Source organism: Pseudomonas sp. PvP028 (genome assembly GCF_017832255.1).
Lineage (GTDB): Bacteria > Pseudomonadota > Gammaproteobacteria > Pseudomonadales > Pseudomonadaceae > Aquipseudomonas > Aquipseudomonas syringae.
On sequence record NZ_JAFIBL010000001.1, the window covers coordinates 859,394 to 872,380 of the forward strand.

The window sequence follows — 12,987 nt, forward strand, 5'->3', positions numbered from 1 at the left end:
CAACACGCCCGACGAGCCAGGCAGGCCGCCGCTTCGTTGAAAGCCTGAAATTCCCCTCTGGAGGCGATACGCTTTGAAAGCACTCGACGAACTCATTTTCGACAACCGCTTTGCCCGTCTGGGCGATGCGTTTTCTACTTCCGTGCTGCCTGAGCCCATCGATGCGCCGCAGCTTGTGGTTGCCAGCCAGTCAGCACTGGCACTGCTGGACCTGGCGCCTGGACAGGCCGATCTGCCGTTGTTCGCGGAAATCTTCAGCGGCCACAAGCTGTGGTCCGAAGCAGAGCCTCGGGCGATGGTGTATTCCGGGCATCAGTTCGGCTCCTACAACCCGCGCCTGGGGGATGGCCGTGGCCTGCTGCTAGGCGAGGTGTACAACGACGCCGGCGAGCACTGGGACCTGCACCTCAAGGGCGCCGGCCGCACGCCGTATTCGCGGATGGGTGACGGGCGCGCCGTACTGCGCTCGTCGATCCGCGAGTTTCTGGCTTCCGAGGCTCTGCACGCACTGGGCATCCCCAGCAGCCGCGCGGGGTGTGTGGTCAGCTCCAGCACGCCGGTATGGCGCGAAACCCAGGAACATGCCGCTATGGTGCTGCGTCTGGCACAGAGTCATGTGCGCTTCGGCAGCCTGGAATACTTCTTCTACACCAAGCAGCCAGAGCAGTTGAAGACCCTCGCCGAGCATGTGCTGACGATGCATTACCCGCATTGCCAGGAGCAGCCGGAGCCGTATCTGGCGATGTTCCGGGAAATCGTCGAGCGCAACGCCGAGCTGATTGCCAAGTGGCAGGCCTACGGCTTCTGCCATGGTGTGATGAACACCGACAACATGTCGATTCTGGGCATTACCTTCGATTTCGGACCGTTCGCGTTTCTGGACGATTTCGATGAGCACTTCATCTGCAACCACTCCGATCACGAAGGTCGCTACTCCTTCAGCAATCAGGTGCCTATCGCGCAATGGAACCTCAGCGCGCTGGCACAGGCGCTGACCCCGTTCATCAGCGTGGAAGCGCTGCGTGAGGCCATCGGTTTGTTCCTGCCGCTGTATCAGGCCCACTACCTGGACCTGATGCGCCGCCGACTGGGCCTGACCGTTGCTCAGGAGCAGGATGAACAACTGGTCAGCCAGTTGCTGAAATTGATGCAGAACAGCGGCGTGGATTACACCCTGTTCTTCCGCCGCCTGGGTGATCAGCCAGCCGCCGAGGCGTTGCGCACGTTGCGTGACGACTTTGTCGATATCAAGGGCTTCGATGGCTGGGCGCAAGCGTATCAAGCGCGTATTGCCCTTGAGGACAACGGCACCGAGCAGGAGCGTCAGACCCGCATGCATGCAGTCAATCCGCTGTACATCCTGCGCAACTACCTGGCGCAGAACGCCATCGCTGCTGCGGAAAAAGGCGACTACGAAGAAGTACGCCGCCTGCATCAGGTGCTCTGCACCCCCTTCACCGAACAGCCCGGCATGCAAGGCTACGCCCAACGCCCGCCGGACTGGGGCAAGCACCTGGAAATCAGCTGTTCGTCGTGAGGCTTTGATTCCCTATCGTGCCCATGCTCAGCGTGCTCCGCGTCCTGTCTTGAGTGTGCGGCGCGGCACAGATTTGTGACGCGGAGCGTCACGCACGGCATTCCCACGCTGTGCGTGAGGAACGATCATCACCCTATCGTGCGGCGCTCCGCGTCGCATGCCGTTCTGGACGCTCCGCGTCCTCTTTAACTATGACAGCCCTGCATCCACCAACCATTGTTCCAGCCCTTCGAGGTCGGGAATGCGGGCTACGGTTTCGCCGATCTGTACGGCGGCCAGTTCCAGTTCGGCCAGCGGGACGTCGACGTAGCTCAACTGGCTGTCGACCTTGCACGAGCGCGGGATGCCCTGGGTCAGCAGGGCGATGAATCTGACGTCGTTGCGTCCGCCCAGCGCGTTGAGCACCACGATCCGGGCTCGACCGCCAACGCGGGTGCGGCCTCCGCACGCAGCTTCGAAGCTGAGCAGTGGCAAGGTCAGTTCGCGCCAGCTGATCGGCCCGAGGTACCACTCAGGGGCGTCCGGCTCTGCGCTGCAATCCTGATAATCGATCAACTCGGCGACCGCGACATTGGGCAGCAGCAGATGCCGGTCACTCAACGGCACCAGCAAGCCGGTCAGGCTGGTCAGACGGCTTGTCTGAAACGTGCCTTCAGACATGTGCCTGGCTCCAGTAAGCGATGCTCTCCAGCAATACGGTTTCCTGATACGGCTTGCTCAGGTACTCGTTGACGCCCACCGCCATCGCCCGATCGCGATGCTTCTGGCCCGAGCGGGAGGTGATCATGATGATAGGCAATTCCTTGAGCTGTTCGTCCTGGCGGATCTGGCTGGCGACTTCAAAGCCGTCCATGCGCGGCATTTCGATATCGAGCAGCATGATGTCAGGCGTGTGCTCCTGCAACAGGGTCATGGCATCGACACCGTCCTTGGCGGTCAGCACGTGCATGCCGTGGCGTTCCAGCAAGCGGCTGGTAACTTTGCGCACCGTCACCGAATCGTCCACTACCATCACCAACAGCGGTCTGGCGTGTTCGGCTTCGTGGTAGGCAGGCGCCATGCGTCCTCTGAAAGGCAAGCCCTGCAAGGTACGAATCTTCGCCATCAGATCAAGAATCAGCACCACTTGCCCGTCACCCAGGATGGTCGCACCGGAAATGCCCTGCACCCTGGAGAACTGCGGGCCGAGGCTCTTGACCACGATCTCGCGCGAGCCTGCCAGCGCATCGACCTGCACCGCCACCCACTGATCCTGCAGATGCACCAGCAACACCGGCAGCGGCTGCAATTGCCCGGCCAGCCGGGGCGGACTGCTGCCCAGCAACTCGCCCAGATAGCGCAGCTCGTAACTGCGCCCACCATATTGATAGCGCGGCGGGGTGGTCTGGTAATAGCCGTCCAGTTCATTGGCCATGACGCGCACGATGCCATCGACGGTATTGAGCGGCACCGCATACTGTTCTTCGCCGCACGTCACCATCAACGCCCGGTTGACCGACACCGAAATCGGCAGTCGAATACGGAAGCGCGTGCCCTGGCCCGGTACCGAGTCGATGACCATCGAACCGCCCAGTTGCTTGACCTCGGCGTGCACCACATCCATGCCCACGCCACGGCCGGAAATCTGGGTGATGATCTCGCTGGTGGAAAAACCCGCCTGCAGGATGAACGGCAGCACTTCATGGTCGGACAGATCGGCATCCGGATGGATCATGCCGCGCTTGATGGCCTTGCGGCGTACCGCAGCGAGGTCGACACCCGAGCCGTCATCGCTCAGTTCGATGACCATATCGCCGCCTTCGTACATCAGCTCAAGACTGATATGGCCCTGTTCCGGCTTGCCGGCAGCGATGCGTTTTTCGGTGCTTTCAAGCCCGTGATCGACGGCGTTGCGCAGCATGTGCTCCAGTGGCGCGACCATTCGTTCCAGCACGTTGCGGTCCATTTCACCGTCGGCGTTGCCGACTTCGAAATGGACTTTCTTGTGCAGTTCCGAGGCCACCTGGCGCACCACGCGACGCAGGCGCGGCACCAATCGTTCGAACGGCACCATGCGCGTACGCATCAGGCCTTCCTGAAGCTGGGTGTTGACCCTGGCCTGTTGCGACAGCAGCGTTTCCGCGTCGCGGGCGCGCGCACCGAGGGTTTCCTTGAGGTCCATCAGGTCGGACGCCGATTCGAACAAAGCGCGCGACAACTGCTGCAACTGGGAATGGCGGTCCATTTCCAGCGGGTCGAACTCTTCATAGCCCAGCCGCTCGGCCTGAACCTGCTCACGGCTGAGAATGCGCCCCTGGGTTTCCATATCAAGACGACGCAACTGATCGCGCATCCGCTCGATGGTGGTTTCCATCTCTACCAGGGCGATCTGTGAATCAATAATCTGCTGTTCAATACGTCCACGGAAGATGGAGGTTTCGCCGGCCAGGTTGACCAGGTCTTCCAGTTGCTCGGCAGGCACCTTGACCATTTCCGGACCACTGCGCTCGACCTCGCCCTCGGCGACCGGGGCCACGGCGACCACCGACTCCGGATGGACCTCCAGGCCCTGCGCAGCCAGCACTGCGCCCGACGGCTCGTCGGTGGCCAGTCTGCGAATGCTCTCAATTAGCAAGGTCGCGTCAGGCAGCGGCTTGTCACTGCGCACGGCATCGAGCATGTCGGCCAGCACATCCTGACCGCTCTGCAACAGCCCCATCATCAACGGCGCAGGCTGCAGGCTGCCGGCGGAAAGCCCCTCGTAAAGCGTCTCCAGCTCGTGGGCGAGGTCGCCTATCGGAGCAATTTCCACCATCCGCGCGCCGCCCTTGAGGGTGTGCAGGTCGCGCAGCAGGTTTTCGACTTCCAGCATGTTGTGCGGATCGGCCTGCCAGCGCGCCAATGCTGCGCCCGAGCTTTCCATGATGTCGAAACCTTCCTCGAGGAAGACTTCACGCAGCTCGGTGTCATGTTCGGGAAGATCTTCGTTGGTGGCAGGCGAGGCTTGCACCTCGGGCCCGGCGCTCTCGAGCGTGCGGCAGCTGCGCAGCGCCTCGATCAAAGCCGAAGGGTCGCTGAGCGCTTCCTGCCGATACAGCTGCTCAAGCAGAATGGCCAGATGGTCGTGGCTCTCGTGCAGCAGCTCGGCCAGCGTCGGCGAATGGTTGAAGCGCCGGTCGATCAATCCCTCGTAGAGGTTTTCCAGTTCGTGGGCCAGGTCGCCCACCTCGGCCACCTCAGCCATCCGCGCACCGCCCTTGAGGGTGTGCAGGTCGCGCTGCAATGAGGCCAGCGGCGCAGGGTTTTCCGGCTCGGCCAGCCAACGCTGCAAGGCTTGACCGGCGCTGTCGAGGATATCGACGGCCTCTTCCAGAAATATCTCGACGATTTCGTCGTCCGGCCCGGCAACTTCAGTCTCAGTGTGCCCGGCCTCGCTGGCCAGCTGCGCGGTAGCGGCGTTGAGCTCGGTAACGCTCAAGGTGCGGTGGCCGTCGCTCTTGACCAGCCCGGTCGCCGAAGGGTCAAGCGCCTGATCCAGCAACTGGTTCAAGGCACGCACGCATTCGGGACGTGGCTCGACATCCTGACCAGCGGCCACCTGATCAAGCATGTTGATAAGCGCTTCGTGAGCATTTTCTGCCACATCGAAAAACCGCTCGCTGACCGCCAGACTGCTTTCCTCGACCGCGCCGTAGAGGTCGAGCAAGGCCTCGCACAGCTCATCGACCTGCGGCAGGTCGGCCAGATGCGCGCCATGACCGAGGGTGGTCAGCTCGTCGAGCAGCGCGCTCAGTTCCTGGCGTTCGCCGGGGTGCTGCCGCCAGCCCCGCAGCAGGTTTTCCGCATCCAGCACAATGTCCATGCCTTCGGCCAGAAAACTGGCGAGCAGCGTGGGGTTGCGCTTGATACGCAGGCCGCTGTCCGACTCACGCAACACCACGGTGAGGCGGTCGTTGAGCATCGCCAGCGCAGCCTCGATCAGCGGCGCGGCGCCCGGAATATCGGCCAGCGGCGTGCTGTCCAGTTGTTCGAGGCCCTTGTGCAGCAACGGTTCGGCGCTGCGCAGCAGGACGAGCTCCGGTGAACCGATATCGATCAGGTTAGCCTTGTATTCACGCACTAACTGGTCGAGCGGGCTGGCCAGTTCGGCAATCGGCAGCACCCCGGCCATGTGCGCGCTGCCCTTGAGCGTATGCAACGCACGCAGCACCGCGTCGCTGATCGCCGGCGACGCTGATTGTTCGGCATTGTCGAGGAAGCGGCCGAGGGTATTCAGATGGCCGAGCGCTTCCTGACGGAAAATCTCCAGCAACTGTGGATCGAGCGGTTCGTCGGCAACAGGTTTGCCTGGCGCAGGATCATCCACGGCCGGCAGCGTCGGTGGCTCCAGCCCATTGGCCAACGCATGGGCGCGAGCCGCCAACAGGTCGACATCGTCGCGCTGGCGCTGCGCATCTTCGGCAAAATCGCGGATAACCGACGGCAGCAGCGCCTGCACTTCACTCATCAGTTGCTGCACTTCGAGGCCCGGCAGTACATCGCCTTCCAGCACCCGGTTGAGCAGGTTCTCCACCGACCAGGCCAGCTCGCTGAGGATCAGCGCACGCACCATCCGGCCGCTGCCCTTGAGGGTATGAAACGCACGACGCACTTCGGTCAGCGCCGTGCTGTCCCAATGGCCGTCGCGGCCGAGCGAGGCGAACCAGCGCGGCAGGTACTCACGCAGCGCGTCGAGCACCTCGTCGGCCTCTTCGAGAAACACATCGCGCAACTCGTCGTCCACCGCCTCTTCCCCGGCCGAGGGCGGCAACAGGCTGGTGGGTACGTTACGGGCGGGCGGGTTAACGGCCGAGACCGGGCTGGCGAGGACCTGGGCAATGGTTTGTGTGGGGCTGACCAGCGCCTTGCGGTCATCCAGTTCCAGCAACTCGTCCTGAGTGATGATCTCTTCGAGCAACGGCACTTCGAGGCTGTCCGCAGCAGGCGTATAGCCCAGCCGTGCCAGGCTTTGCTGGGCCATGTCCAGCACTTGGTCGCCCGGCGCCTGATGGTCTTCGAGCATGCGTTCCAGGTAATACTCGATACCGGTGATGGTGTCGGCCAGGCAATCGAGCTGGACCCAGGTGGGACGGGTTTCGTCCACCAGCAGGTGTTCCTGAATGTATTCGTTGCAGGCGGCCAGCAGGCTGGCCGCACGGGCCAGCGGGATCATGGCCAGCGCACCGCGAACCTGCACGATCAGCGCGCACAGCGGATCGAGCCGCTGTCGGTCCCACTCGCCATCGATGTAATCGAGGATTACGTCCTTGGCCTGCTGCAACACCGTGCGGGCTTCGCGAATCACCAGTTGATGAATCTGCGTCAGGTCGGTGGTCGGCAGGCGGCTTTCTTCGCGGCTGACCTGCTCGTGACTCCCGGCCATGCCGGCAAGGGTCGATTCGACGTAGAGCAAGGCACCCGCGACATCCATCAGCGCCGCGTCGCTGGGCTCGCGCTGCCCCTGCGCCAGACCAAGGACCACAGACAACTGATCAATGATCACCTTGCGCGGCTGGCCGAAACCCAGCACCGCCAGGGTATCGGCAATCTGCCGCAACGGCGGCAGCAACGCGTTCAGCTCGCTGACATGCTGACGGTCGCCGCGCACGAACACGTCGAGCCGTTCCTTGACCCTGACCAGCCCTTCGCACAAGGCCACGATCACCGAACGCATGGCGTCTCGGTCCGGACCGGCCATGCGGGCGCGCTCTTCGTTGACCACGTCGTTGCCGGGCAAGGCATCGGCCAGCGCGTACTGGTCCTTTAGGTCGAGCATCTTCGGCGCCAGGCTGTCGGACTTGGCGATGTAGAACAGCAGGCTTTTCAACAGCTCTTCGGGGGCGGGCTGATTGATGCCGATGACGCCCTGCTCGGCCAGACGCTTGAGTTCCTTGTCGGCGTCCTTCAACAGACTGCGCAGCGCCGGACTGTTGGTGAAGTTGCCGTTGAGCATGGTTTCGACCAGTGCCGAGGCGATTCGCCAGAGCGCACCGAGCGGCGCGTCTTCGCACAACTGCTCAAGCCGGGCAAACACCTTGGCCATGTAACCGAGCTGGGTCTGCACGCCCTGCTCGCGCATCAGGCCGGCCAGCGCCGCCTGCAGCGTCTGGCGCAGCTTGCGCAGCAGGTTGGGCAATTCCGGGGTATTGCGCCGCGCCAGCTCCTGCTCATCAAGCGGCGGCACGACGACCAGCTGCGGGGCGAACAGGCTGGTTTCCGAGAGCAGACTTTCGCCCCGCGCGCTGCGCAGGTCATTGAGCAGTGGCAAGACCACCAGCGGGAGATCGCGGCGCGCGGAATGAATGCGCTCCAGGTAAACCGGCAACTGACTCATGGCCTGGATCAACAGCTGCTCGGACTCGACCGGATGGCTGACACGGTTCTGCTGGACCGCCAGCGCCAGTTGCTCGATTTCCTCGGCCAGCAACGCGGCGCCATAGAACTCGATCATCTGCAGACTGCCGTGAACCTGATGCACCAGGTTCAGGCACTCGGCCATCGCCGCAGCATTGGCCGGGTCTTCGATGAACAGGTCCAGCGCCTGACGGGCCTGGCGCAACGTTTCGGCGATCTCGCCCTTCAGCCACTCAAGAGCAACGTAATCGTGACGATCAGCCATGACGAGTACCGTCCGTTACCCAATCAAGGTTGTTCATGTGCGGTACATCATCCGGCTTTCTTCGATGACGGCAGGGCAAAGCCCGATACCGAGCGCCGCATTTCGCTGGCCATTTTCGCCAGGTTGCCAATGCTTTCAGCAGTGGCCGAGGTGCCCGAGGTGGTCTGCGAAGTGGTCTGTTGAATGACGGTCATGATCTGCGAAATCTGCCCGGCAGACTCGGCCTGTTGGTGGGCGGCATCGGTGATACTTTCGATCAGCTCGGCCAGCACCCTGGACACCCCTTCGATTTCCCCCAGCGCCACCCCGGCGTCCTGCGCCAGGCGTGCGCCGCGCACCACTTCGCTGGTGGTCTGCTCCATGGAGATAACCGCCTCGTTGGTGTCGTTCTGGATGGCCCGGACCAGCGTTTCGATCTGCTTGGTCGCAGACGACGAACGCTCGGCCAGCCGCTGCACTTCGTCAGCCACCACGGCAAACCCTCGTCCGGCATCGCCGGCCATCGACGCCTGAATAGCGGCGTTCAAGGCCAGGATGTTGGTCTGGTCGGCAATGTCGTCGATCAGGCTGACGATGTCGCCAATCTCCTGGGATGACTCGCCCAGACGTTTGATGCGCTTGGAGGTGTCTTGAATCTGCTCGCGAATGTTGTCCATGCCGTGAATGGTGTTTTGCACGACCTCGTTGCCTTTATTGGCAATTGTCACGGAACGCTCCGCCACGGCCGAGGACTCCGAGGCGTTGGTCGAAACCTGATCGATGGACGCTGCCATGTCGTTGATCGCTGTCGACGCCGCACTGATCTGCAACGCCTGATGCTCTGAGGCAGCCGACAACTGCATGGCCGTCGCCTGGGTTTCGGTCACCGCAGCGGCTACCTGCTCGGCGGTCAGGTTGATGGTCACCACCAGCTCGCGCAACTGGTCGATGGAGTAATTGATGGAGTCGGCAATCGCCCCGGTGAAGTCCTCGGTCACCGAGGCCGTGACCGTCAGGTCGCCGTCGGCGAGGTTCTCGATCTCGTCCAGCAGACGCATGATCGCCGTCTGGTTGCGCTCGCTCTTCTGCGCAGTTTCGCGCAACTGGCGATTGGTCTCGCGCACCATGACCAGACCGATGAGGATGATCGAGGCCAGTGCCAGCAAGCCCAGCACATAGCCGCCGACGGTGTTCACGGTGCGGCGCTTGGCGAGGTTTTCCAGGCTGTTGGCGAGTACCGAGGTCTCATCCAGCAGGGTTTGTGAAGTGTTGAAGATGTTGCCCGAGGCCTCGCGCACCTGATACAGCTCGGGCGAGGTTTCGAGAATCTCGTCCACGGAGCCTGAGACGAATTCGAACAGTTCGGCGATCTCCGCCAGCCGCGCCCGCGCATCGCGGTCCTCGACCTGGGAGATGCGCAGCGTGGCGTTGCCCTCCAGCATGCCGTTAAGCACACGCCCGAACTGGCTGGCATCGCGGCCAAAGGCATCGGCGGCCTGCACAGCCGTTTCATCGCCAGCCAGCACGGTGTTGACCGAGCCGAGAATCCGTTCTGCGAGTAATGCCTGGCGTTGCGCAACCACCACCTGTGCGGCAGGGGCACGGCTTTGCAGGAGGTTCTCGACGACTTTTTCGTATTCGGCCTGCAATTGCGGAATGGTTTCGGCCAGCGTCGCCGCCACCTGATGCAGCGACAGAACGGTTTGTTCGCTGGCCAGAATCACGTCGGTGCTCTTGCGCAGCCCTTCCCAGTCACGTTGCACGGTGCGCAACTCGTCGCGTATCAGATCAGGAGCCGCAGGCAGGCCGGTGGCCGGGTCGCCTTTTCTCAGGTAGCCCCAGCGCACGTCGAAATCATTGCGCGCATCGGCCAGCAACTTGAACGCCTGGGTTTTGCCGGCAGCCGCTTCGGTGGCGTTTTTCGCGATGCGTTGCGACAGGACGCGCAGCTCACCGGCATGCCCGATGTACTGTTTGTCGTAGTTGGACTGAGTGTTGAGGTAGGCGAAGTTGGCGAACAGCAACATGATGAAAACGATAAGCGCCACGAACAGCAGAATAATCTGCGTCCGGCTTCTTGCGCCTTCCCTTGACCGGTCTGTACTACTCATTAATCAGGCCCCCGCCTGGATCAATTGTGAAACACACCAGGCCCGACATGCTAGGACGCCAGGTCCATGAAATCCGCAGACTGCACCAGCGCCCATGGGCTGAAGATATGCCACGCCTGCTCGCGGATAAATTGCCCGCGCAGGAACGGCACCATACGCTGATCCATGTCCTGCGGGGTCTGGGGTATGAGGCTCAACTGGCTGAAACGTTGCATGCCGAACACTTCATCGACCAGCAGACCGGCAAATACGTCATGGTGCTCGACCACCAGCACCCGGCGCTGTTTACGCACCGGCGCCAGTTCATGGCCGAAAAACCCGCACAGATCCATGAGTGGCAACAACCGACCGCGCAGATTGGCGATACCCGCCACCCAGAACTTCACCCCGGGCATTACCGCATGATGGGGTTCGTGAAGGATTTCGGCGATCTCGCCAATCGGCGCGACAAAGCGTTGCTCGCCCATGCGAAAACCGATGCCGACCCAGTCCTGCTGATGGGCTTCCTGCAGCGGCAGGCCCGCCGCCAGCGAACGACAGCGTCGATCCATATCCAGAAGCAGTTCAAAAGCGGTGCGCGGCTCGGCCATGGCGATTCCGGCAATCAGCCGGCCAGCACCGCATTCAAGGTTTTCATCAGGGTTTCTTCGTCCACCGGCTTGGTCAGGTAATCCCGCGCGCCCTGGCGTTTACCCCAGACCTTGTCGGTCTCCTGATCCTTGGTGGTGATCATGATCACCGGGATCATGCTGGTGTCGGCATCCTTGGTCAGCTGGCGCGTGGCCTGAAAACCGTTGAGCCCCGGCATGACGATGTCCATCAGCACGGCATCGGGCTTTTCCTGACGGGCCAGGGCCACGCCATCAGCACCGTTTTCGGCCTTGAGCACTTCATGACCGTGCTTTTCCAGCATGCCGGTGAGTTTGTACATTTCAGTCGGCGAGTCATCGACGATCAATATTCGAGCCATGGGTGTTCCCCGTCAGATTACGAGCGCGCTACATCAGGCGCGGGCGTCATGATATGTGTTGTTCTGCTGCAACGAAGCCCGGCACATGAGCCTTGATCGCGCTGAGCAGTTCTTCCTTGCTGAAAGGCTTGGTCAAAAACTGATCGGAACCGACAATCCGCCCCTTGGCCTTGTCGAACAGGCCATCTTTGGAGGACAGCATGATGACCGGCGTCGACTTGAATGCCCGGTTGTTCTTGATCAGCGCGCAGGTCTGATAACCGTCCAGACGCGGCATCATGATATCGACGAATATGATTCGCGGGTGGTTATCGGCAATCTTGGCCAGCGCGTCGAAACCGTCTATCGCAGTGATGACTTCACAACCTGCGTTCTTGAGCAGTGTTTCGGCGGTGCGGCGGATGGTCTTCGAATCATCGATGACCATGACTTTCAGGGCGGAGGCGTGTTGTTCCATAGCTGCTCTTCCATCGCCGCAGCGAATTTTTGCGCATTCTGCGAGGCACTGGGAGCCTGACGGTATCGCTTCGTTGATCGACTGGGACCGAAGACCGGATGCCGAGCCTTTTTAGCACACTCTCCAGACGCAATCCATAAAGTGCACCTTGGCGCATCGCGGCAGGCCTGCCCCTTGACCGGGAGCAATCGGAGCGCCACCCTGATGCCAATTTTACGGCCGTTGCGGCCCTTACCGATCAGAGGATATTGCCCATGAGCGTTCGCCTAGGGATTGTCATGGACCCCATTGAGCGCATTTCCTATAAAAAGGACAGCTCGCTGGCCATGCTGCTTGCCGCCCAGGAACGCGGCTGGTCACTGTTCTATATGGAACAGAAAGACCTGTATCAGAACGCTGGTCAGGCCCGCGCACGCATGAAGCCGCTCAAGGTGTTTGCCGATCCGGCCAAGTGGTTCGAGTTCGAAGCCGAAGTCGACGCAGGTCTCGACGACCTGGACGTGATCCTGATGCGCAAGGATCCGCCGTTCGATATGGAATTCGTCTACGCCACTTACCTGCTGGAGCAGGCCGAGCGTGCCGGGGTACTGGTGGTCAACAAGCCGCAGAGCCTGCGCGACTGCAACGAGAAGCTGTTCGCCACACTGTTTCCGCAGTGCACGCCGCCGACGCTGGTCAGCCGCCGCGCGGACATCATCCGTGAATTCGCCGAACAGCACGGCGACGTGATCCTCAAGCCGCTGGACGGCATGGGCGGCGCGTCGATCTTCCGCCACCGTGCGGGCGATCCGAACCTGTCAGTGATCCTCGAAACCCTGACCGCCCACGGAACGCAGCAAATCATGGCGCAGGGTTACCTGCCGGCCATCAAGGACGGCGACAAACGCATTCTGATGGTCGATGGCGAACCGGTCCCGTATTGCCTGGCGCGCATCCCGGCAGCCGGCGAGACGCGTGGCAACCTGGCGGCCGGTGGACGTGGCGAGGCCCGTCCGTTGAGCGACAAGGACCGCTGGATCGCCGAACAGATCGGCCCGACCCTGCGTGAAAAAGGCCTGCTGTTCGTCGGCCTCGACGTGATTGGTGAGCACCTGACCGAAATCAACGTCACCAGCCCGACCTGCATCCGCGAGATCGACAACGCCTTCGGCACCAACATTGGTGGCCTGCTGATGGACGCGATCGAGAAGAAGCTGCAAGCGCGCAAGGGCTGATCAGCCGCTGACGCCGCTGGCCACGGGCAACACCGTGCGCCACGGCGCCAGATCGATTCCCTTGGTCCGATCCGCAGCAGAG

At 62.1% G+C, this 12,987-nt stretch carries 8 protein-coding genes; 2 read left to right on the forward strand and 6 right to left on the reverse strand.

Annotated elements, in window-relative coordinates:
- Positions 1-73 precede the first annotated feature (73 nt).
- Positions 74-1,537 carry a protein adenylyltransferase SelO gene (gene selO, locus JOE34_RS03825; RefSeq protein WP_003316751.1) on the forward strand — a complete coding sequence of 488 codons (1,464 nt, stop codon included), beginning with the start codon at positions 74-76 and terminating at the stop codon, positions 1,535-1,537.
- Positions 1,538-1,726: 189 nt separating this feature from the next.
- Here selO and JOE34_RS03830 read toward each other — a convergent pair whose 3' ends face one another.
- The 6 genes from JOE34_RS03830 to pilG are packed head-to-tail and all read right to left on the reverse strand — an operon-like array spanning position 1,727 to position 11,691.
- Complete coding sequence (locus JOE34_RS03830) at positions 1,727-2,197, reverse strand: chemotaxis protein CheW (RefSeq protein WP_003392217.1); 471 nt, start codon at positions 2,195-2,197, stop codon at positions 1,727-1,729.
- Positions 2,190-8,174, reverse strand: a complete 5,985-nt coding sequence (locus JOE34_RS03835; protein ID WP_209995120.1) for an Hpt domain-containing protein — start codon at positions 8,172-8,174, stop codon at positions 2,190-2,192. Before JOE34_RS03835 ends, JOE34_RS03830 begins: the two co-directional genes overlap by 8 nt.
- A 47-nt stretch (positions 8,175-8,221) precedes the next feature.
- Positions 8,222-10,264 carry a methyl-accepting chemotaxis protein gene (locus JOE34_RS03840; RefSeq protein ID WP_003414357.1) on the reverse strand — a complete coding sequence of 681 codons (2,043 nt, stop codon included), beginning with the start codon at positions 10,262-10,264 and terminating at the stop codon, positions 8,222-8,224.
- Positions 10,265-10,314: 50 nt separating this feature from the next.
- Positions 10,315-10,854 carry a chemotaxis protein CheW gene (locus JOE34_RS03845; protein ID WP_209995121.1) on the reverse strand — a complete coding sequence of 180 codons (540 nt, stop codon included), beginning with the start codon at positions 10,852-10,854 and terminating at the stop codon, positions 10,315-10,317.
- 14 nt (positions 10,855-10,868) lie between these two features.
- A complete protein-coding gene (pilH, locus tag JOE34_RS03850) occupies positions 10,869-11,234 on the reverse strand; it encodes a twitching motility response regulator PilH (protein WP_003316741.1) in 366 nt (121 codons plus the stop codon).
- A 46-nt stretch (positions 11,235-11,280) separates the two neighbouring features.
- Entirely contained in the window at positions 11,281-11,691 is a 411-nt protein-coding gene (gene pilG / locus JOE34_RS03855) for a twitching motility response regulator PilG (RefSeq protein WP_002551738.1), read from the reverse strand.
- 254 nt (positions 11,692-11,945) lie between these two features.
- Here pilG and gshB point away from each other — a divergent pair, with 254 nt between their 5' ends.
- Positions 11,946-12,905 carry a glutathione synthase gene (gene gshB / locus JOE34_RS03860; protein ID WP_003316740.1) on the forward strand — a complete coding sequence of 320 codons (960 nt, stop codon included), beginning with the start codon at positions 11,946-11,948 and terminating at the stop codon, positions 12,903-12,905.
- The last annotated feature ends 82 nt before the right edge of the window (positions 12,906-12,987 follow it).